The following is a 16,937-nucleotide window of genomic DNA, read 5'->3' on the forward strand; positions in this document are numbered from 1 at the left end:
ACAAGAACAAGAGCAGAATATTGAATGAACTTGTCGCCTTGTTCCGTCAGCTCGACGACGAGAAAATCGCTTGGGATGCGTACCGAACTCTGGATTACGCGCAAGCTGACATCATCAAACAGGTGCCAATGGTCTTGGCGAACACTGCCTGCGACCATGAAGACGGTGCTTCAAAGTACGCTATCGCAGCCAACGAAGCATTGGCACACGCTATCATCAACCACCATTCCCGTTTGTTGAAGGAAGGCATTCAGCAACTACTCAAACGCCGTTCGTCTAGATTCCGAGCCGTCATTGCCGAGCACCTTGCTGAGAATCCTCAGGAGAGCTTTGCTTCTTGCTTTAGATCCGCAATCGAATCCGATGACGACGTGTTCATTGCCGCGTCGTTGCACGGACTTCGACAAGCCATCGCTAAAGAAAGTTTTCGAGGTTCCTTTCGCGATGAAATGTTCTCCATGCTGCTTGGGCTTTGCATCCCTCCAATGGAATCCAATCACGATGTCCCTTCCCTCGTTGCTTCTATGGATGGAAAACGAGCGCGAGCCGAATTGGTTTCAGAGCAATTCTTGAAGCCTGACAATCCGGCACTCGCATCAATACTCCGAAACGCATGTGAACTGGATTCGTACGTTTCCGGCGACTCTCTAGAGCATCTGTTTTACCGAGTTGACGAAGGTCGCTCAGGGAATGTCCCGGATCCCGACTTGGTTCTTTCTTGGATTGTTCGGCTTGCGATGGGAAAACAACACTTAGAATTTGCACCGGTGCTCGAAAGAGCAAGCTGCCATCGCAACGTTGAAGTGAAGCGACTTGGCTTGCTCGGCTTAGTCAGATTGCATTTACCGCACGATCCAATTCGCTCATCTGTGGCAGCCTTAGATTCGACAGCGTTAAAACTTCTCTCCACTCCCGTCAAAGTTGTCGCTTTCGCAGCGAAATATATCGAAGCGGTCGAGGAACAGGACGAAGGGATACTTGTGTTCGCGCGGCAAACATCCGGGAAGCGATTCCGATTCACGATCAAGTCGCTTGGAGTGCTCAAGGCTACACCTCATGTCAACCTGTTGACGTGGCTGCTCGAAGAACTTGGCGAGAATCCAAAGGAGGAGCTGAAAAGCATGCGCAGATCCGAATTAAAAGCACTTGGAAAATCAATTTCAACAAGGGAAAAACGTCTGAACTTCGATCGTCTTCGAGTCCTGATTTTCCAGTACATTTTGGCAGACTCTTCCGCCTTTACGTCATTGAAGTAGCGGATCCAGGGGTCGCACCCGGCGATCCGAGCTTATGAGGCTCAGCTGGGCACTGGCCCATCCGCATCGTTGTCGCGAGCTGAATCGCGAAGTAGCCAAGGCGAGAGTTGAACTCGCACGCCAATATTGGCACGACATTCTGGTGCCTGCGTGTCTCGCAGGTTCCACCACTTGGCTGTTTGCATCGAAGTACTGCGGGAGGGAGTCGAACCCTCAAACACGAACGTTTGAAATTCGCCGCTTTGCCGGTTTGCGTACCACAGCATTTTGAATCAGTACTGAGGGCGGGAGTCGAACCCGCAAGCACTTGTTCCTAAGACAAGCGGCTCGCCGTTGGCCTACCTCAGCGTTTGTAAAAAAGTGGAGCACCGGGGAATCGAACCCCGATTTTCTGCTTGCAAAACAGACGTCTTCCCGTTGGACGAGCGCCCCATGATGTTCTTCGTTGAATTTGAAAAGTGCCCAGAGCAGGAGTCGAACCTGCAAACACTCGGGTTACTGTGTTCATTGCCTAAAGGGCTCGCCGCTCGGCCGGTTGGCGTATCTAGGCGAAATAGTCCCGGATGGAATCGAACCATCGTTTCCTGCGTGTAAAACAGGTGTCGTAGCCGTTGGACCACAGGACTTTGTCAAAATGTCGATCCGAAGAGCACGTCCCCAAGGATTTGAACCCTGACTAACTGGTTTGGAATCAGCAGTGCTACCGTTACACCAGAGACGTGTGAAACTTTTCAAAACAAGTGGGAACGCAAGGAATCGCACCTCTCGCCGACTACCACACAATTCAAGGCAGAAGATTTACAGTCTCCCGTGTGGAAACGCTCCCAAGATTTCATCAAACAAGCGGAAGCCCCAGTGTGGGAGCTGCACTCGAACCCACAACGGTGATTAGCCGCAGCTGTTTTCAAGACAGTGTCCTCATCCGGCCGGGTGACTTCCAGAAATAGCGAGTTAGCTTTTAGCGTGTTAGCTGTTAGCAAACACTGATCCGAAAAAGCTAATTGCTAATTGGCTACCGGCTAATCAGCTAGCCAAGTGACGTGAGCGGGAATCGAACCCGCGGACTCCTGGATGAAAACCAGACGATTCTGCCATCAGAATCTACCACGCCGAAATAGTTGATAGTCTTTAGCCGATAGTCTGTAGGTCTTTCTTCTATCAACTAAAGACTGTTTGCTATGGACTTTCGAGCGATGGCAACGGGAGTCGAACCCGCAACGACTTGATAGACAATCAAGCTTCCTTCCCAGAGGAAATTGCGACCGAATATGTTCGCGAGGGTGACCAACCGGAATTGAACCGGCGACAAACTCATTCACAGTGAGTCTCTGGAAGCCAACACCAGATCTGGCCACAGCACCGGAGACTGGAATCGAACCAATGAACTCCTCGTTCAGAGCGAGGTGCAGCGACCAACAACTGCTACTCCGGCGTAACTTAAACTTGCAAAGCACTCCGTCCGGGAATTGAACCCGACCTGCGAGCTTCAAAGGCTCACGTCGCGACGACGCGCCGGAGAGAGTTTTCAACAATGAAAGAGTGTCCTGTGGGAGTCGAACCCACCTAGCCGGATTGGAAGCCCGGAACCTTTGCCGCTCGGCCAAGGACACGAAATTTGCGGAAGTTTGAAGGGCGAGGTGTAGAACGAAGCGAGCTATTCCACACTTCTCGCTTCACCCTTCAAACTTCGCGAAGCTCCGGCGGATGGACTCGAACCATCACTCGTCTCCTTAACAGGGAGCCGCCTTACCATTGGGCCACACCGGATTTTTGCAAAGCGCCCAGTGGGAGTCGAACCCACACTTCCGCCATGGCAAGGCAGCAGGCTACCGCTACATCATGGGCGCAAAAAATGCATCACTACCAAATTGTCAAAGATCAAAGATGCCAAAGCATCAAGAGCACCGAGCCGGAATCGAACCCGCATCACCTCGTTACGACGGAGGAGTCTTGCCGTTAGACCATCAGTGCTGGAGTAGCTTTTAGCGGTTAGCTTTTAGCGATTAGCTTTTCCATGTTGGAGCTAATCGCTAACAGCTAATGGCTAATCGCTTTCTTCAAGTGGGATCGGTGAGAATCGAACTCACATCGCTCGGATTAAGAGTCCGATGCATTACCTTGTCTGCCACAATCCCATGTGTCGTCGTTGTTTCGTTTCAGTCGGCGTGGCGGGAATTGAACCCGCGACCGTCGCCTTATAAGGACGCCGCTCTCACCCCTGAGCTACACGCCGATGCGTAGCGATGGGGCCGAACGGAGCCCGGCCCTCACCGAACGCCCTTAACAGACGTCACAGCAAAGTCCGTCATGCTGCCAGTTACACCACAGCCCCGATGTTCAGTCGCGGCTATGCGTTTCAATCGCAGTGCAGGCAGCATGTTCGTTTCCTTTCGAGTCGTTGTCGTAAGTGGTAGCCCCGAGGATCGAACTCAGCGCGACCCGCGTATCAGGCGGATTTGGGCGACCAGCCCTCGACTACCAAAAGCAGCGGTTAGCTTTTAGCGATTAGCCTTTAGCTTTCCTGTTCTCGCTAATAGCTAATCGCTAACCGCTAATAGCTATTTTTCAGTGGGCCGGGAGGCGCTCGAATCCTCGTCTGCGGTTCTTCAGACCGCCGCTAGACCGTCTCAGCTACCAGCCCATATTGGGTTCGTTGTTGTGGCCCGCCGTTCGATGCGGACACGAAAAAAGGCTCGATGCCTGAGTGACACCGAGCCTTCATGAAGAAGTCGTTCGCTTATGAAAGCGAGTGTCACATCAGACGCGGATACGCCGGGGCATTATCTGTATTCAACGGGCTGTCACTATGGACAGGGGCGCCGAAGAGATTGCCTTCGTGTATCTGTTCGAGTCGACTGGATTGGGTTTTCAACTGTAAAAACATCAGAAAGCTCGTTACTCGCTCGTCTGTGAATGTGACTTGTGTGTTCGGAGAGATAGACGCCTTGGCGTCAGCAGGGTTCGCACGAAATCGTTTTTTCGCGAGAATGTTTTCGCGGGTCCGTTCCGCCCACAACATCGAAACCCCGTTGATCAAACAAAGTACTCGCCTCCATGAACGAAATCGAATCTTTTCTCGCGGCCAAAACGTACGCCGTCGCCGGCGCATCCGCTCGCACGCACAAGTACGGTTACAAGGTCTTCAAAGCCTTGCTCGCCGCCGACCGTGAAACCTATCCGCTCAACCCGGTCACCGAAGAGATCGACGGGCACAAGGCGTACCCGAAGATCGCTGACCTTCCCGTCGTTCCCGAATCGCTGTCGATCATCACGCCACCCGAGGTCACTCGCCAAGTCGTCGCCGACGCGATCGCTGCCGGCGTGAAGCACATCTGGATGCAACCCGGTGCGGAAGATGGCGAGGCCAGTGCGTCCGCTCGCGAAGCCGGCATCAACGTGATCGACGACGGATCGTGCGTGCTCGTTCTCTTGGCTCGGAACTAGCGACGGTTTACCCTCTCAAGCTAGCTGGAACCCTGATTGCTCGACAACTGACTTGCAACTTCCTCGATGCCAAGCAAAAATGAGGTCATGGAGAATCTAGATCAGATCGAAGCAGCGGCGGCCTCCCTGTCTGCTGACCAGCAGCGAGAACTTCTGGTTTGGCTGGCACAACGCGTCGATAAGCAGCGACCAGCAGGCAAACCTTACAGCGTGCTTGATATTCCTCCGGCGGATGTTGGCCAAGTCCTCTCGTTTGACGAATCTAACAGCGATCTGCTTGATGAAATGCTGGAGTAGAAAAATTCAGAATGGGGCTTCATGCTGTCTTGTGCGATTTACCTAGCGTTCGGCTTACCCACCGTGAATCAAGAGCAAAGCGTTTCAATTCGTGTCGGGATCCTAGAAATGTGCCAAGGCAGGTCGACTCTTAATACAATACGGAGAAACAACTGATGGAGTTTATCGAATGAACGCGGATCTGGCTGACGTGTCGCGCGACTTGGATAGCATGGTCAAACGTGCTTCCGAAGGCGAAGAAATCGTGATCCTGGTCAACGGACAACCGATGGCGAGATTGGTCGGCGCGTTGGTGCCTGACAAATCGCGGGTCGACCGTGCGACTTGGGCGGCTGAGCTTGAGACTAACGCCAACGCTGCGATTTGCAGCAAAGCGGTCGCAACTCCCCAGGCGTTCTGGGATGCCTCTCGCGCCGACCGGTTCTAGCGATGACCAACGCAATCTACTGGGACACATCGGCGCTGCTGAAACTATACGCACCAGAAACCGATTCGAGTGATTATCGGCGACTCCTGATTTCTAAGCCGGAGCCGATCGCAATTAGCACTCTACATTTCGTCGAACTTTACTACGCTCTGGTGGCGAAAGAATGTCGCGGCGAGATTCAACCGGGCGCGGCGAAGTTGCTTTTTCAGTCATTCCGGCGACACGTTGATGAGCGTCGATACATGTCGATTGAAGTTGATGCGAAGGCGACAGCGTTTTCATGCCAAATCCTTGACCAGTGCATGGGGATCGCGAATCCAATTCCCTTGCGTTCGCTAGATGGCTTGCATCTCGGCCCAATGAAGTCAGCGGGCGTTACACAACTCGTTGCGGCCGACCTGAGAATGAAGCATGCGGCGCAAGCAGTTTCGTTCGCGATAATCGACCCATAGGATTAGTCGGTTGGCTCAGTCATCGGCAATGCTAGATCGAGTGAAGCCGCGTTGGCCAGTTTCCTCCTAAATGTTGAGGAAGTAACCTTCTTCGTTATTCGAGTTCACGAATCACTCGGCAAGGATTGCCAGCCGCAAGAACTCCAGACGGCACATCCTTGGTGACTACGCTGCCGGCACCGATCACGCTGCGATCTCCGATGGTCACGCCAGGGCATATGATCGCTTTGCCGCCGATCCACACATCGTCTCCGATCGTGACAGGCTTGCCGAATTCTTGACTCCGGCGTAGGTCAGCGTCCAGCGGATGCGTGGCGGTATAGATGTGCACGCCGGGTGCAACAAACACATGGCTGCCGATCCGAACTTCGCAAACGTCCAGGATCACGCAATCGAAGTTGAAGTAAACCTTCTCGCCGAGATAGATGTTGGTTCCGTAGTCGCATCGAAAAGGCGGTTCAAGCCAAACCGTGTCTCCACCACTGCCGAACAGTTCGCGGCAAACGTTTCTCATGCGTTTGGCGTCGTCCGGTTCGGCATGGTTCAGCGTGTGGATTAGCTTCCGCGCGTGCAGGCGATCGGCCGTCAATTCTGGATCAGCCGGGTCGTAAGGTTCGCCGGCGAGCATCTTTTGCTTCTCACTCATTTCACTGAACCATGATCGAGTCGATCAAGATCTCGAACGGTCCCGGTTTCTTGTCCCCGAGCAAAATGCCAATGGATTGAACTTGGCTGGGCGTCAGCCTCATGTTGGCCATGCGTCGGCCGAAGGAGTGAGCGACGAACTGATCGACCGGAAGTTTGACTTCCGTCCACTGTCCGGCGGTCGTGGCGAATTCCATCTGGTAGGAGAATGCGGTCCGGCGATCGGGCGTGTAGAGATTGAACGTGTACCGACGTCCGTCGCCTTTGACTCGCAACACGATCGTCTCGCCGGGATCGAGACCGAGTGAACCGCTGGGCCGCGAGCGTACTGACGCGAACCCGCCGTTGTTTTCGAGCGACAGGTTGCCGGCGAACCGCATCGCGTCTTCCCCAGTGTCCAATTTGACAATCGACGCTTGGCTGCTTGATCGCCCGCCCATGACGCCGTCGTTGACGATCTGCCACTTGGCCGCGTCACTGGATTGAGCAAAGTCGAACAGGCTGGTCATGGTCTGTCCTTCCGCGGTCGGTACCGTGAGGACAGCGAACAAGAGTACGGCGGCAAATCGAAAGAGCGGTTTCATGCTTGGTGGTCACGGCGAGAGGATTGGGGCGGGAACCGAACTATACCAACGAAGCAAACCAAACCTTCCGATCATATCACAGCTTGATGGCGGCTTTGCAAAACCGCTTCACGATCTTTTCATCGACATCATCGAGGCTTTTGTACGTCAGGTGCCGCCGGAACTTGCCGCCACCTTCGAGCAAACCATCGGGATCGTCGAGCGACGAACCTTGAGCGAACGACAACTGAACGTGCGCTTTGTAGGGAAAAACGCCGCAGAACTGGCCTTCCTTTTCATCGGGTTTCAGTGTGTAGAGCGTCCCGCCGTACTTGGGAACTTTCGACGCCTTCGGAACCGCCGCCATCACGAGCGAATCAAGAAGGTTGCTCAGATTCATCTTCTCTGCGTCAGTCATGGTCATTCTTTTTCCTGTCGAATCGCAAAGGAACGATCGGTAGACTACCATCTGGGGCGATTGACCGCGTGCAGTATGTGGAGATTACGTTCAGTGGCGACAATCACGTTGCGAATGCCTGACGACCTGAAAGCGAAAGCACAACAACTTGCCAGCGAGCAAGGCGTTTCGCTCAATAGCTACATTAACGCGACACTTGCTGCGACAATTGCGCAATCCGAGACGCTGGCGATGATGGGCGATCGCTTGGCTGGCGTTGACGAAGACAAGCTTCACGATCGCGTGATGAAATTCATGTCGAAGTCACGAGGCGGAAAAGAGCCGACGCCAAAGGAAATCGACGCGGCACGGCGTGCCAAATAGGAACCCTAGCCCGAGGAACGACCGTGGCAGCCACGCAAAAACGAACGCTGGATTTTCATACCGGTGATGAAGTGATCGCGGAAATTCAAAACCTTCGCTCCAGCGGCTATGCGAAAACTAAGAACTGGAACCTCACCCAAATTTGCGAGCATTTTACGTCGACGATGGTGGGCGAAATGGAAGGCCTCGGATTTCGCTTCCCTTGGATTGTTCGAGCAACGTTCGGAAAGTGGTTGACGCATCGCTTTCTAAAGACGCGGAAGATGCCAGGCGTCCCGACGCTCCCCAGCCTGCAACCGAAATCGCTGGCGGATTCTGAGGACGACACCATCATCGAAGGCTGCATTCGAGCGATCAGCCAGTGCGAGACGTTTGCGGGATCACTCGACGACTATCCCTTCGTTGACAATCTCGACCACGATGAGTGGCGACAGTTGATGTGGGTCCATGCCGGGCATCACCTTTCGTTTCTCATTCCAAACGAAAGCAGTGAGATTTGACGCGGAGTCGGGGAGTCGCTAGGACGCAGAGATGCCCCGAACCAATCACCCTCGCTTAGCGTCTCTCCGTCTCTCGCGACTCCGCGTCAACTTCGTTCCAGGACCATTGAAATGAGCATCCCCATTTGGCAGGTTGATGCGTTCGCCGATCGACTCTTCACCGGCAACCCGGCTGCCGTTTGCGTGTTGGACCGCTATCCAAGCGATGAGTGGATGCAGAACGTCGCCGCGGAGATGAACCTGGCGGAGACTTCGTTTGTGGTTCCGACTGATGAAGCCGGAAGTTTCCATCTTCGTTGGTTCACACCCGCGACGGAAGTCGACTTGTGCGGTCACGCGACACTGGCCGCGGCACATACGCTGATTGAACAAGCACGCGTCGAGGCATGGGAGCTGATTCGATTTCAAACGCGAAGCGGCGAGCTGACTTGCACGCAAGCCGACTCGCGGATCACGCTCGACTTTCCAGCGACTCCGCCAACGGTAGTGGATCTTGTTAAAGATCCTGATTTTGGCGGACGGATCTTTAACAAGATCCACTACGACAAACTGTTGGATGCTCTCGGCATTGGCGATGCGACCGTCCTGCGAAGCAAGTACGATTTGCTGGTTGTTGTCGAAGACGCGAGCATCCTCAAATCGCTTCGCCCGAATTTCAACGCGATTGCAGACATCAACACTCGCGGCGTGATGGTGTCGGCCGCCGGCGGATCGAACGGCACCGACTTCGTTTCCCGCTTCTTCGCACCCCAATGTGGGATCAATGAAGATCCCGTCACCGGTTCGGCGCACTGCTGCTTGGCACCTTACTGGGCAGACCGGCTAGGGAAGACATCGTTAGTTGGCTACCAAGCCTCGTCTCGCGGCGGCACGGTGGCGTGCGAAGTCGTCGGCGATCGCGCTCATCTGACAGGCACGGCGGTCACGGTTCTCGAAGGTCGACTGCTGAGCAAACCGTCATGAACAAACTCGGCCGAGCGACCCAGCGCGTGATGGGGATGGACGACGCGGTTTGGGAGCGTCATGCCAACCCGTGGAGCGGATGGACTCGCGTTGCGATCTCGCCGATGCTTGGACTGGCGATTTGGAGTCGGATTTGGATCGGCTGGTGGTCGCTCATTCCGATCGCGATGATCGTTGCGTGGATTTGGATCAACCCGCGAATCTTCCCGAGACCAAAGTCACTCGACAATTGGATGTCACGCGGCGTCCTCGGCGAACGCATCTGGCTCGCGGACGAACCGGGCACCGTCGCCAACCACCATCATCGGATCATCCGAGTGCTCACCACGCTGGCAAGTCTGGGAGCGGTCGTTTTCATCGCCGGACTGATCTGGTTGGACCTTGCAGCAACACTCAGCGGACTGGCAATCACGATGCTCGGCAAGCTTTGGTTCATCGACCGGATGGTTTGGGTTTGGTGGGAGAACGAGCAGAAGGAACACTCATCCTCGCTAATTGACACTAATGAAGAATAGGTCGGAGTGATTAGTGTTCGATGAGAGTTGATTAGTGTTCCCGAAATCATGGCTGAACCCATCCACCGCTACGAGCTTCAAGACCGCTATCTCGAGCTGACTCGCACCGAATTGCCTGCCAAAGCGAGACTGGGCAAGTGGGTTGTCACCGAGGACCACTGTTTCATGCGAGTCATTCTCGATCAGCTCTTTCAGGGCTGCTGGTACGACCATCTCGATCGCCGCCTTGTCGCCTACAAACAATTGAACGACGAACAACTCACCCAAGCGATCGCGATGGGCGAGCAACTGCTCACGGGCGACATGACGACGCTGAATCGCTGGAACAACGAAAGCCTTGCGTGGCGAGGCAAACAGAAACGCAAATGACCGAATCGAAAGACAACGAACTGACTCGAGGCGAGATCGACCGCATCATCATGATGGCGTGGGAGGACCGTACAAGCTTCGACGCGATCCGCACGCAGTTCGGCCTGACGCCCGGCGACGTGATCAAGCTGATGCGATCCGAGATGACCGCGAACTCGTTCAAGATGTGGCGAAAGCGTACTCACGGGCGATCCACCAAGCACGAAGCCAAGTTCGCCGAGACCGACGCCGGCGACGAGCCACGTCGCTTCCGAGCCAAGTCGCAGCGCGGCTAACACGATGGCAAAGATCAAACGCGTCCGCACCAAACCCTGCTCGCGATGCACCGAAACGAACGACGTGCTCTACCGCGTCCGCATCGACGAAGACGGCGACTGGATCTTCGTCTGCCCGGCGTGTCTTGAAAAAGTCAAACCGGGCAACCCGCATTATCAGTACGGCGGCACTTGGAAGAGCAAGAAGCGTCACTGAGCGACATCAGGTTTCTTCACCGCACTCGCTCATGAACTGATCCAAAAACGTTCGCATGAACGCTTCGCGATCTTCCGCCATGCGTCGGCCCGCGTCGGTGTTCATCAACGACTTCAGCTTGAACAGCTTTTCGTGGAAGTGCCCAACACCTGTCTTCGCATCGACAGCGTCAGGTCGATAGAACGGCTGATCCAAAGCTGCACCGTACTCGATCGTCCGCACGATCCCGATCGCTCCGAGTGCATCGAGCCGATCCGCGTCTTGCACGATTTGGCCCTCCAGCGACAGCGGTTTTGCGGAGTCCCCTTTGCGGAACGAGATATTGTCGACGATGTGAGCGACGTGCTCGATCAAGTCATCGCCTGCACCGAGGCTGCTCAAAATCTCGCGAGCGAACTCGGCACTCCGTTCCACACCGTCATGGAATTTGGCGTCACCCACATCGTGCAACAAAGCCGACAATTCGATCGTTTCCAAATCGCCGCCGACTTCGGATTGAATGGCACGCGCCGACGCCAACACTCGAAGCACATGGTCCATCCCATGCCCCGCGGCTTGGCCCGACATCCGCTCTCGAACGATCGCTTCGGTTTGTTTGGTAAGTTGCTGCATCAATGATTCATCCATTTCGTTCGTTCTTCCCGTGACAACTTTTCAATCGAGTAGCGAAGCATCGTTCGTGGCATCGTCTTGGCGTGCTTCTTCAAAAACTTCTCTAGTTGCGACTGATCGCGGTTTCCCATTTCACGAAGCATCCATCCGATCGCCTTGTTCATCAGGTCGTGCCCGTCGTCCATCAAACGCTCGGAAAGCTCGATGATCTCCTCGAACTCGTCGTTCTTGATCAGGGAGAAAGTCGCCAAAACCGCCACGCGTCGCTCCCACAACACATCGCTCGCGGCTAGCCGATCGAGCACGTCACGCTCATCGTATTTTTCAACCAACCAAGCCCCGAGAATCTTTGGAGCCGTCGAATCAACGATGTCCCAGTTGTTCACGGCATCAAGGTTCGCCAAGTAGAACTCGACGATCTCGCGACATTCAAACTCGCGATGTGGATTCTTCGGCTTCGCCGCCCGCTCGTACTGACCGACCAGAATCAACATCCCAGTCAGTCGGCATTCATGCCAAAGCGAAGCGAACAGCTTTTCAAGCTCGCCACGCGACAAATCACGAAACTGCCGAGCCACCTTCCGCTGTTCGGGCACGACACAACCGAGAAACTGATCGCCCTCGCCGTACCCACCCGGCACAGCCTGAAAGAAAGCGAATCGAAACGCTCGTCTTGGTATTCAAAACCGTCAGTCAAGATGAGCACCCGTCGGATCTTTCCCTTATATCGCCGCTCCAGAAAACTACCCGGTGGCGGGATTCGAGCGTCCCAGTTCGGCGGCATTTGTGTTCGCACCACATCACGACCGGACTTCGGTTTCGGCGGCGTGACGCGGATCACTGATTCGTCGGCGATCGGTCCAGCTCGCAACAACGCCCGCTCGCTCAGACCGCCTTCTTCGTTCGCTTGAATCCGCCAGGCAACGCGGCGGACAAGAAAAAGGCGGTTGCGGGATCGACACTTCTCTTGGTGGACTTCTTCGTACTTTGCGACCAGTTGGTCGATCGTCAGGTCCGCCAACTCGGCGATTGCGAATGATGTTTCAGGACTCATCGACCACCTCCGGTGCTTGCGTTTGTGGCGTGTCTTTCTTCGTTTCGGTGCTGGCTTGTTTGTCCAGCTTTTGCCGGATCGCTCGTGCCAGAATGGTTGCGATCTGCTCGCGTTGTTGTTCGCTCATTTGCGTTGCCGTCAGGCCCGAGTGTCATCGTTGCAGTCGGTTCCGCCGCCAGCAGAACCGCGTCTGCGAGACACAGTGATCACTGACGGCGGAGAGATCTCAAGCGCTGATTCGCCGATCTCGGGAGAACTTTCCAAACTCTCGGGCATCTCCTCGGTTTTCACCCGATTCGCCGCCAACCGCAGCAATTTTGCCACTTTCCGCACCTGTGTCTTCGGCTGGATGTACGTCAACGCCATATAACCCCACGCTCCTGTTGAAGAATCCCGAGCGAGTCGAACCAAACAACTCGCCCTCAGGGTTATGTAGGAGCAAACTGGTGCACGTTGACCAGATTCTGCGCAAGTCGCCGCCGCGAACGGGCTCTGACTTGCTGGAAACCAATCACACACAGGAACCACACCATGAAGACGCCCGCTGCCTTCTTCCTCGCCGCCAGTTGCATGCTGGCACTGCCCGCCGCCGCCGAGAGTCCGGCGACCAAGCCCCAGCTAAAATTCGGAGAACAAACCTTCGCCCTCGAGTTCATCGGCGGCAGCGAAGCGACCGGCACCGTCAACGAATACATCCCCGAAGGCGAAACGCTTCAGCGATGGACCAAGATGATCGCTGTCCGGACTCAGCCCACTGGCAACGATCCCGGCAAGGCAGTCGGGGCTCTGGTGAACGCTCTGAAAACAAAGAACCCGCAAGCGAAATTTGCCGTCTGGAAAAGCAACGACGGAAAGAAGTTCGGAGTCGACTTCATCACGTGGGAAGGCAACATCGTCGAGTTCAACGTATTCATCTACGGGCGCGCCGCCAACGGCACCGGTCTGACCAGCCACCAATACGCCGAACGTGCCTACGGCGAAGACGTGATCCCGTTCATGAGGGGCATGAAAGACCGCCGCAGCAAGTTGCTGGACCAAGCGATCAACTTCGACTATCCGATGCCAGTCAAGCCGGTCGCAGATCCGAAGTAGTCGCTGTCAAATTTTGGATTTCTCAAATTGAACAATCACAATTCGTCCACCGAACGAAACGTTGGAAAGTTCATCCTTCATCAGATCAAGAACTGCATCGGTCGAACCGCCGCCGGTCCCTGCACCGATCAACGGCAATGCGATCGACTCGAAACCAGATTCTTCAGCCAATGCCAGTGCATGGCGGCAAGAATCGCGAATTGACGTTTCGCTTGAGCGCCACCACATGCTGATGCCGGCCACGTGGATGATCGCTTTAAACGGTAATTTGCCTGCGCCGGTTTGCACCGCACCACCCAGCGGGATCGGTCCATGCTTAGCAAGCTCGCGAAACGGAGCATGCCCGCCACGACGTTTGATCGCTCCTGAAACGCCTTGCGGAAGCAACAACCACCACGGAATGATGTTTCGGTTCCAAGCGTTGACGATTACATCAACGTCTTGATCCAAGAGATCGCCGTTGACGATTTCGAGTTTGCTCATCAAATGCTCAAGTCGGGAAAGTCAGATAGTGTGTCGGCACGGCGTCGACTAACCAAACACCATTGGCGGACAAGTAGAAACGATGCTCGTCACGATGCATCGCTGCAGCGTCGACTTGCAGAATGATTGGTTTGCCTCGCCTTGATCCGACTTTGGTTGCGGTCGATTCGTCTGCGGAAAGATGCACGTGGTTTCGCGATCGTTTTTCCAAACCAATCGTGCGGATGTTTTCGATAAACGCGGCGACGGTTCCGTGAAAGAGCGTGTCGGGTGGCGTTGTCTCTTCGAGCTTCAAGTCGACGCCGGTGATGGAGTGTCCTTGGCTGGCGCGAATGCGGAGTCCGTCGTCGCTCAACGCAAACCGCTTCTTGTCATTCGTCGCGACCACTTCGTGAACCAACTCAAGCGTCAACTGCTTTCCCCGCTGGTTGGCAGATGAGATGAGTTCGTCAATGTCCAGCCAACCTTCCTCGTCAAGCTTCATGCCCACGACTTCGGGTTGATGCCGCAGAACCAAGCTCAAAAATTTGCTCGTCGATGTGAGTTTCCTATCGCTAAGCATGGCACTCAAAAGCCGTTTTCGACGACGACTTCGTCAAGCGGCAGTTGTCCTGGTTTCGGCCAAGCGTCTTTGGTGCCTTTGCCGATCGCGACCATGGGTCCCATGACGTGGTCGTTGGGTAGGTTGATCAGCTTGGCGACCTCTTCGATGTCGAAGCCGATCATCGGGCAGGATTGGTAGCCCAACCCTTGTGCGGCCAGCATCATGGTTTGCATTGCGATGCCGATCGAGCGTTGGGCTTCGTCACGTTGCAACCACTCGCGACCTTCGTGAAATGGCCCCATCCATCCGACTAGCAAATCGGCGACTTCCTTCGCTGCGTTGGCAAAGTAACGCGACGGGTCTTTCTGCCAAGCCTTCGTGTCGGCGGTGAACAACACCAGCAAGGACGCGTCGGTCATCTGGGCTTGGTCGTTACCAAAGTCCTTGCGGATCTTCGCTCGCAGCTCGGCGTCGCGAAGAATCACGAACCGCCAGTGCTGAATGTTGAAGCTGGTCGGAGCCTGAATCGTAGTTTCGAGCAGCTCTTTTTCCTCGGCCGCCGTCATTTTGTGGTCGGCGTCGAATTGCTTGATCGCTCGGCGGTTGAAGATCGCGTCTTTGACTTGCATGTTGATTTCTTTCGACTGAATTTGTTGAAAAGGGGAACAGATGACGGTCGCGGCCAAGCACGAATCTTGAACCAGAGGTAGCGTTATGCTACCCTGGAGGGTTCAGGAGCAAAACCATGGGCCAACCGGTCAAACTATCCGACGAACTCGTTTGTGACGCTCGCGCGACGGCCGAGCTTTCGCAGCGCAGCATTGCTGGCCAAATTGAGTTTTGGGCGGCGATCGGCAAGTCGCTCGAACCGCTGCTGCGCGGGGACCGAGCGATGGCGCTTCGGCAAGCGGGTTCGGTTCGGTCGTTATCCGAAGTGGTGGCGGCGGTGGATTCGCCGGCCGGCCAGCAACGCGTGAGTGACTATTTGAAGTCGCGGCCTTTCCCGCACTATGAGCCGGTGAAGGATCGCCCCGGTTTGCTTCGCAAGATTGACGAGGATGGCACCGAGACGATTGGCCGATTTGTGAATCGAGTCTTTGAACCGGCCGCCGGTTGATGCTGGGTTTCAACTTCTTCGACTCGCGACCGATCGTGGTCGCTTTGGCCGGTTCCAATGGAGCCGGCAAGTCAACGTTTTTCGAGTCGCATCTGTCCGAATGTGGTTTGCGATTCGTCAACGCTGACGAGATCGCCGGCCAACTTGCGATCGGTCCCTACGAGGCGGCGGAGGCCGCGGCAGCGATTCGAGCATCGCTGGTTGAGCGTCGCGAGAGCTTTGTGTTTGAGACCGTTTTGTCAGACCCGATCGGCGAGAAGGTCGACCTTTTGGCTGAGTGTGCGTCAAGCGGCTACGAGGTCGTGATGATCTTCATCCGTATCGCGGACGTTGCCACGTCGATCGAGCGAGTCTCGATTCGGGCCAGCCAAGGAGGCCACGACGTGCCCGATGAGAAACTCGAGGCGAGGTTCGCAAGAACACAAGCGAACCTCAAACGAGCCATCGCCCAACTCCCCCACGTCCTAGTCTTCGACAATTCCGACCTCGGTCACCCGTACCAGCTCGTCGAGCGATATCGCGATGGCGAACCTTTCGGAGATTCCTCCCGCGACTGAAAAGAGATCCGCCAGTTTTCCCTCGCCGAACGGTACGAGAGCACGCCCGCCACTTTTTTCCGATCGCACTCCTGGACCTCATAACCTTGAGGTCTGCATCGTACAGAGACACGAGAGACCTTTGGCCGAGATCGCCCCAGAGCCCGTTTCGCCGACGCCCGGATAGTACTTTTCCAGAGACACCCCGAGAGAACTCTCGCCGGCCTGCGCCCGCGTAAGTCCTTACCAGGATTGCGGTAAAGCACGAAAAAAGCCGATGCCAGTCCAAAGGACCAACATCGGCTTGTTCGTTAACCCGGCGGTCGGAGTAAACCGACCGGGCATATTCAAGTTGAAATTTGGGCTGACTCATTGGCGACTGGCGGGTGATGGATGGCCGCAAAATGGACAAGCATTCTCCGCTAACTGGCGGTTATGGATTGAGAATGAACCGCAAATTTGGAGCTTGATTCTTGGTCTGTCCAAGAACGCTGGCAAAATGAACTGCATCTGACCGTAGGGTTATGTGATCGTTCAATCCTCAAATACTTTTCGTTCAACCCGCGACGAGCTTGTCCAAAAGTTTGAAGGGCAAGTAGAGCCGCATCGGATAACCCGGAAGCTCGGTGAAATCGAAGCGTTGGTAGAACGCTTTGGAGGAGGCGTCGACGCAGTCAAGAATGACGGCGATGAACGCGAACGTTTGCGAGGCTTCGTGGCAGTCTCGAAGCGCGGTCGCGAGCAAACGTTGACCGATGCCTCGACCTTGAAAGGTTTGGTCAACGCCAAGCCACGCGAGGACCGCGACGGGAAGTT

Annotated in this window: 28 protein-coding genes and 16 tRNA genes; 16 read left to right on the plus strand and 28 right to left on the minus strand. The window is 55.3% G+C overall.

The window, feature by feature from the left end; all coding sequences use genetic code 11:
* Nucleotides 1–20: 20 nt before the first annotated feature.
* Nucleotides 21–1,256, plus strand: coding sequence for a hypothetical protein (locus RC85_RS14855; RefSeq protein ID WP_068264246.1), 1,236 nt, complete (start codon nt 21–23; stop codon nt 1,254–1,256).
* A gap of 41 nt (nt 1,257–1,297) precedes the next feature.
* On the opposite strand, the gene RC85_RS28270 is transcribed toward RC85_RS14855, so the two are convergent.
* The 17 genes from RC85_RS28270 to RC85_RS14925 all read right to left on the minus strand — a co-directional run bounded on the left by RC85_RS28270 (nt 1,298) and on the right by RC85_RS14925 (nt 3,897).
* Nucleotides 1,298–1,441, minus strand: coding sequence for a hypothetical protein (locus tag RC85_RS28270; protein WP_157593939.1), 144 nt, complete (start codon nt 1,439–1,441; stop codon nt 1,298–1,300).
* Between the two features lie 5 nt (nt 1,442–1,446).
* Nucleotides 1,447–1,520: transfer RNA gene (locus RC85_RS14860), tRNA-Leu, on the minus strand.
* A 12-nt stretch (nt 1,521–1,532) separates the two neighbouring features.
* A tRNA-Leu gene (locus RC85_RS14865) sits at nt 1,533–1,604 on the minus strand.
* 13 nt (nt 1,605–1,617) lie between these two features.
* Nucleotides 1,618–1,688 (minus strand) — tRNA-Ala (locus tag RC85_RS14870).
* A 27-nt stretch (nt 1,689–1,715) separates the two neighbouring features.
* Nucleotides 1,716–1,806 (minus strand) — tRNA-OTHER (locus RC85_RS26885).
* 4 nt (nt 1,807–1,810) lie between these two features.
* Nucleotides 1,811–1,882 (minus strand) — tRNA-Val (locus RC85_RS14875).
* A gap of 24 nt (nt 1,883–1,906) precedes the next feature.
* A tRNA-Trp gene (locus RC85_RS14880) sits at nt 1,907–1,977 on the minus strand.
* 315 nt (nt 1,978–2,292) lie between these two features.
* Nucleotides 2,293–2,367: transfer RNA gene (locus RC85_RS14885), tRNA-Glu, on the minus strand.
* Between the two features lie 80 nt (nt 2,368–2,447).
* Nucleotides 2,448–2,520: transfer RNA gene (locus RC85_RS26890), tRNA-Asp, on the minus strand.
* Between the two features lie 93 nt (nt 2,521–2,613).
* Nucleotides 2,614–2,688: transfer RNA gene (locus tag RC85_RS14890), tRNA-Gln, on the minus strand.
* Nucleotides 2,689–2,794: 106 nt separating this feature from the next.
* A tRNA-Gly gene (locus RC85_RS14895) sits at nt 2,795–2,866 on the minus strand.
* Between the two features lie 85 nt (nt 2,867–2,951).
* Nucleotides 2,952–3,023 (minus strand) — tRNA-Asn (locus RC85_RS14900).
* A gap of 9 nt (nt 3,024–3,032) precedes the next feature.
* Nucleotides 3,033–3,103 (minus strand) — tRNA-Gly (locus RC85_RS14905).
* Nucleotides 3,104–3,156: 53 nt separating this feature from the next.
* Nucleotides 3,157–3,227: transfer RNA gene (locus RC85_RS14910), tRNA-Thr, on the minus strand.
* Nucleotides 3,228–3,318: 91 nt separating this feature from the next.
* Nucleotides 3,319–3,391, minus strand: a tRNA-Lys gene (locus RC85_RS14915).
* Nucleotides 3,392–3,416: 25 nt separating this feature from the next.
* Nucleotides 3,417–3,489: transfer RNA gene (locus RC85_RS14920), tRNA-Ile, on the minus strand.
* Nucleotides 3,490–3,825: 336 nt separating this feature from the next.
* Nucleotides 3,826–3,897, minus strand: a tRNA-Phe gene (locus RC85_RS14925).
* A 413-nt stretch (nt 3,898–4,310) separates the two neighbouring features.
* On the opposite strand from RC85_RS14925, the gene RC85_RS14935 reads away from it, so the two are divergent.
* The 4 genes from RC85_RS14935 to RC85_RS14950 all read left to right on the plus strand — a co-directional run bounded on the left by RC85_RS14935 (nt 4,311) and on the right by RC85_RS14950 (nt 5,876).
* A complete protein-coding gene (locus RC85_RS14935; RefSeq protein ID WP_068264250.1) occupies nt 4,311–4,700 on the plus strand; it encodes a CoA-binding protein in 390 nt (129 codons plus the stop codon).
* Nucleotides 4,701–4,787: 87 nt separating this feature from the next.
* Entirely contained in the window at nt 4,788–4,997 is a 210-nt protein-coding gene (locus tag RC85_RS14940) for a hypothetical protein (RefSeq protein ID WP_068264251.1), read from the plus strand.
* A 169-nt stretch (nt 4,998–5,166) separates the two neighbouring features.
* Nucleotides 5,167–5,424 carry a type II toxin-antitoxin system Phd/YefM family antitoxin gene (locus RC85_RS14945; RefSeq protein WP_068264253.1) on the plus strand — a complete coding sequence of 86 codons (258 nt, stop codon included), beginning with the start codon at nt 5,167–5,169 and terminating at the stop codon, nt 5,422–5,424.
* A gap of 2 nt (nt 5,425–5,426) precedes the next feature.
* Complete coding sequence (locus RC85_RS14950; protein ID WP_068264255.1) at nt 5,427–5,876, plus strand: type II toxin-antitoxin system VapC family toxin; 450 nt, start codon at nt 5,427–5,429, stop codon at nt 5,874–5,876.
* A 94-nt stretch (nt 5,877–5,970) separates the two neighbouring features.
* Here the strand turns inward: RC85_RS14950 and RC85_RS14955 are convergent, their stop codons facing one another.
* From RC85_RS14955 to RC85_RS14965, 3 genes are all read right to left on the minus strand, one after another.
* A complete protein-coding gene (locus tag RC85_RS14955; protein WP_068264257.1) occupies nt 5,971–6,522 on the minus strand; it encodes a sugar O-acetyltransferase in 552 nt (183 codons plus the stop codon).
* Nucleotide 6,523: 1 nt separating this feature from the next.
* Nucleotides 6,524–7,030 (minus strand): CIA30 family protein, encoded by a 507-nt coding sequence (locus RC85_RS14960; RefSeq protein WP_068264288.1) that lies wholly within the window; start codon nt 7,028–7,030, stop codon nt 6,524–6,526.
* A gap of 151 nt (nt 7,031–7,181) precedes the next feature.
* The gene (locus RC85_RS14965) at nt 7,182–7,502 is read right to left on the minus strand and encodes a DUF1801 domain-containing protein (protein WP_200836735.1); all 321 of its coding nucleotides are present in this window, start codon (nt 7,500–7,502) and stop codon (nt 7,182–7,184) included.
* A gap of 93 nt (nt 7,503–7,595) precedes the next feature.
* On the opposite strand from RC85_RS14965, the gene RC85_RS14970 reads away from it, so the two are divergent.
* The 7 genes from RC85_RS14970 to RC85_RS15000 all read left to right on the plus strand — a co-directional run bounded on the left by RC85_RS14970 (nt 7,596) and on the right by RC85_RS15000 (nt 10,683).
* The gene (locus RC85_RS14970) at nt 7,596–7,865 is read left to right on the plus strand and encodes a toxin-antitoxin system HicB family antitoxin (protein ID WP_068264259.1); all 270 of its coding nucleotides are present in this window, start codon (nt 7,596–7,598) and stop codon (nt 7,863–7,865) included.
* A 23-nt stretch (nt 7,866–7,888) separates the two neighbouring features.
* Entirely contained in the window at nt 7,889–8,365 is a 477-nt protein-coding gene (locus tag RC85_RS14975) for a DUF1569 domain-containing protein (protein WP_068264260.1), read from the plus strand.
* 111 nt (nt 8,366–8,476) lie between these two features.
* The gene (locus RC85_RS14980) at nt 8,477–9,328 is read left to right on the plus strand and encodes a PhzF family phenazine biosynthesis protein (RefSeq protein WP_068264261.1); all 852 of its coding nucleotides are present in this window, start codon (nt 8,477–8,479) and stop codon (nt 9,326–9,328) included.
* Entirely contained in the window at nt 9,325–9,843 is a 519-nt protein-coding gene (locus tag RC85_RS14985; RefSeq protein WP_068264262.1) for a DUF6653 family protein, read from the plus strand. The genes RC85_RS14980 and RC85_RS14985 overlap by 4 nt, the downstream gene beginning before the upstream one ends.
* A 48-nt stretch (nt 9,844–9,891) precedes the next feature.
* Entirely contained in the window at nt 9,892–10,212 is a 321-nt protein-coding gene (locus tag RC85_RS14990; RefSeq protein WP_068264263.1) for a hypothetical protein, read from the plus strand.
* Complete coding sequence (locus RC85_RS14995) at nt 10,209–10,487, plus strand: TIGR03643 family protein (RefSeq protein ID WP_068264264.1); 279 nt, start codon at nt 10,209–10,211, stop codon at nt 10,485–10,487. Before RC85_RS14990 ends, RC85_RS14995 begins: the two co-directional genes overlap by 4 nt.
* A gap of 4 nt (nt 10,488–10,491) precedes the next feature.
* Nucleotides 10,492–10,683: a hypothetical protein gene (locus RC85_RS15000; protein WP_068264265.1), complete on the plus strand. Its 192-nt coding sequence runs from the start codon at nt 10,492–10,494 to the stop codon at nt 10,681–10,683.
* A gap of 6 nt (nt 10,684–10,689) precedes the next feature.
* On the opposite strand, the gene RC85_RS15005 is transcribed toward RC85_RS15000, so the two are convergent.
* Genes RC85_RS15005 through RC85_RS26895 form a run of 4 tightly spaced genes read right to left on the minus strand, consistent with a single transcriptional unit; the run spans nt 10,690 to nt 12,476 of the window.
* The gene (locus tag RC85_RS15005; RefSeq protein ID WP_068264266.1) at nt 10,690–11,310 is read right to left on the minus strand and encodes an HD domain-containing protein; all 621 of its coding nucleotides are present in this window, start codon (nt 11,308–11,310) and stop codon (nt 10,690–10,692) included.
* The gene (locus tag RC85_RS15010) at nt 11,295–11,891 is read right to left on the minus strand and encodes a DNA alkylation repair protein (protein ID WP_084422698.1); all 597 of its coding nucleotides are present in this window, start codon (nt 11,889–11,891) and stop codon (nt 11,295–11,297) included. Before RC85_RS15010 ends, RC85_RS15005 begins: the two co-directional genes overlap by 16 nt.
* Nucleotides 11,795–12,349 carry a DUF2924 domain-containing protein gene (locus tag RC85_RS15015; protein WP_084422699.1) on the minus strand — a complete coding sequence of 185 codons (555 nt, stop codon included), beginning with the start codon at nt 12,347–12,349 and terminating at the stop codon, nt 11,795–11,797. The genes RC85_RS15010 and RC85_RS15015 overlap by 97 nt, the downstream gene beginning before the upstream one ends.
* Nucleotides 12,339–12,476, minus strand: coding sequence for a hypothetical protein (locus RC85_RS26895; protein ID WP_157593940.1), 138 nt, complete (start codon nt 12,474–12,476; stop codon nt 12,339–12,341). Before RC85_RS26895 ends, RC85_RS15015 begins: the two co-directional genes overlap by 11 nt.
* 75 nt (nt 12,477–12,551) lie before the next feature.
* Here RC85_RS26895 and RC85_RS27505 point away from each other — a divergent pair, with 75 nt between their 5' ends.
* Together RC85_RS27505 and RC85_RS15025 are read left to right on the plus strand one after the other, a co-directional pair.
* A complete protein-coding gene (locus RC85_RS27505; RefSeq protein ID WP_162273216.1) occupies nt 12,552–12,719 on the plus strand; it encodes a hypothetical protein in 168 nt (55 codons plus the stop codon).
* Nucleotides 12,720–12,880: 161 nt separating this feature from the next.
* The gene (locus RC85_RS15025) at nt 12,881–13,441 is read left to right on the plus strand and encodes a hypothetical protein (protein ID WP_068264272.1); all 561 of its coding nucleotides are present in this window, start codon (nt 12,881–12,883) and stop codon (nt 13,439–13,441) included.
* Between the two features lie 6 nt (nt 13,442–13,447).
* On the opposite strand, the gene RC85_RS15030 is transcribed toward RC85_RS15025, so the two are convergent.
* The 3 genes from RC85_RS15030 to RC85_RS15040 are packed head-to-tail and all read right to left on the minus strand — an operon-like array spanning nt 13,448 to nt 15,097.
* Nucleotides 13,448–13,924 carry a macro domain-containing protein gene (locus RC85_RS15030; RefSeq protein WP_068264274.1) on the minus strand — a complete coding sequence of 159 codons (477 nt, stop codon included), beginning with the start codon at nt 13,922–13,924 and terminating at the stop codon, nt 13,448–13,450.
* Between the two features lie 7 nt (nt 13,925–13,931).
* Nucleotides 13,932–14,486 carry an RNA 2'-phosphotransferase gene (locus tag RC85_RS15035; RefSeq protein ID WP_068264276.1) on the minus strand — a complete coding sequence of 185 codons (555 nt, stop codon included), beginning with the start codon at nt 14,484–14,486 and terminating at the stop codon, nt 13,932–13,934.
* Between the two features lie 5 nt (nt 14,487–14,491).
* A complete protein-coding gene (locus tag RC85_RS15040; RefSeq protein WP_068264290.1) occupies nt 14,492–15,097 on the minus strand; it encodes a nitroreductase family protein in 606 nt (201 codons plus the stop codon).
* A gap of 116 nt (nt 15,098–15,213) precedes the next feature.
* On the opposite strand from RC85_RS15040, the gene RC85_RS15045 reads away from it, so the two are divergent.
* Both RC85_RS15045 and RC85_RS15050 read left to right on the plus strand, forming a co-directional pair.
* A complete protein-coding gene (locus RC85_RS15045) occupies nt 15,214–15,585 on the plus strand; it encodes a TA system antitoxin ParD family protein (protein ID WP_068264279.1) in 372 nt (123 codons plus the stop codon).
* Nucleotides 15,585–16,142: an ATPase gene (locus RC85_RS15050; protein ID WP_068264281.1), complete on the plus strand. Its 558-nt coding sequence runs from the start codon at nt 15,585–15,587 to the stop codon at nt 16,140–16,142. The genes RC85_RS15045 and RC85_RS15050 overlap by 1 nt, the downstream gene beginning before the upstream one ends.
* Before the next feature lie 535 nt (nt 16,143–16,677).
* Here the strand turns inward: RC85_RS15050 and RC85_RS15060 are convergent.
* Nucleotides 16,678–16,937, minus strand: a 260-nt coding sequence (locus RC85_RS15060) for a GNAT family N-acetyltransferase (protein ID WP_157593941.1), incomplete at its 5' end; no start/stop codon positions are given.

Origin of the sequence: Rubripirellula obstinata, from assembly GCF_001642955.1 — a bacterium.
Lineage (GTDB): Bacteria > Planctomycetota > Planctomycetia > Pirellulales > Pirellulaceae > Rubripirellula > Rubripirellula obstinata.

Bases quoted from the DNA above. Each gene is read 5' to 3' on its own strand.
- RC85_RS28270 (WP_157593939.1), bottom strand. From the start codon at position 1,441: ATGCAAACAGCCAAGTGGTGGAACCTGCGAGACACGCAGGCACCAGAA.
- RC85_RS14935 (WP_068264250.1), top strand. From the start codon at position 4,311: ATGAACGAAATCGAATCTTTTCTCGCGGCCAAAACGTACGCCGTCGCC.
- RC85_RS14940 (WP_068264251.1), top strand. From the start codon at position 4,788: ATGGAGAATCTAGATCAGATCGAAGCAGCGGCGGCCTCCCTGTCTGCT.
- RC85_RS14945 (WP_068264253.1), top strand. From the start codon at position 5,167: ATGAACGCGGATCTGGCTGACGTGTCGCGCGACTTGGATAGCATGGTC.
- RC85_RS14950 (WP_068264255.1), top strand. From the start codon at position 5,427: ATGACCAACGCAATCTACTGGGACACATCGGCGCTGCTGAAACTATAC.
- RC85_RS14955 (WP_068264257.1), bottom strand. From the start codon at position 6,522: ATGAGTGAGAAGCAAAAGATGCTCGCCGGCGAACCTTACGACCCGGCT.
- RC85_RS14960 (WP_068264288.1), bottom strand. From the start codon at position 7,030: ATGACCAGCCTGTTCGACTTTGCTCAATCCAGTGACGCGGCCAAGTGG.
- RC85_RS14965 (WP_200836735.1), bottom strand. From the start codon at position 7,502: ATGACTGACGCAGAGAAGATGAATCTGAGCAACCTTCTTGATTCGCTC.
- RC85_RS14980 (WP_068264261.1), top strand. From the start codon at position 8,477: ATGAGCATCCCCATTTGGCAGGTTGATGCGTTCGCCGATCGACTCTTC.
- RC85_RS14985 (WP_068264262.1), top strand. From the start codon at position 9,325: ATGAACAAACTCGGCCGAGCGACCCAGCGCGTGATGGGGATGGACGAC.
- RC85_RS14990 (WP_068264263.1), top strand. From the start codon at position 9,892: ATGGCTGAACCCATCCACCGCTACGAGCTTCAAGACCGCTATCTCGAG.
- RC85_RS14995 (WP_068264264.1), top strand. From the start codon at position 10,209: ATGACCGAATCGAAAGACAACGAACTGACTCGAGGCGAGATCGACCGC.
- RC85_RS15000 (WP_068264265.1), top strand. From the start codon at position 10,492: ATGGCAAAGATCAAACGCGTCCGCACCAAACCCTGCTCGCGATGCACC.
- RC85_RS15005 (WP_068264266.1), bottom strand. From the start codon at position 11,310: ATGGATGAATCATTGATGCAGCAACTTACCAAACAAACCGAAGCGATC.
- RC85_RS15015 (WP_084422699.1), bottom strand. From the start codon at position 12,349: ATGAGTCCTGAAACATCATTCGCAATCGCCGAGTTGGCGGACCTGACG.
- RC85_RS26895 (WP_157593940.1), bottom strand. From the start codon at position 12,476: ATGAGCGAACAACAACGCGAGCAGATCGCAACCATTCTGGCACGAGCG.
- RC85_RS15025 (WP_068264272.1), top strand. From the start codon at position 12,881: ATGAAGACGCCCGCTGCCTTCTTCCTCGCCGCCAGTTGCATGCTGGCA.
- RC85_RS15030 (WP_068264274.1), bottom strand. From the start codon at position 13,924: ATGAGCAAACTCGAAATCGTCAACGGCGATCTCTTGGATCAAGACGTT.
- RC85_RS15035 (WP_068264276.1), bottom strand. From the start codon at position 14,486: ATGCTTAGCGATAGGAAACTCACATCGACGAGCAAATTTTTGAGCTTG.
- RC85_RS15040 (WP_068264290.1), bottom strand. From the start codon at position 15,097: ATGCAAGTCAAAGACGCGATCTTCAACCGCCGAGCGATCAAGCAATTC.
- RC85_RS15045 (WP_068264279.1), top strand. From the start codon at position 15,214: ATGGGCCAACCGGTCAAACTATCCGACGAACTCGTTTGTGACGCTCGC.
- RC85_RS15050 (WP_068264281.1), top strand. From the start codon at position 15,585: ATGCTGGGTTTCAACTTCTTCGACTCGCGACCGATCGTGGTCGCTTTG.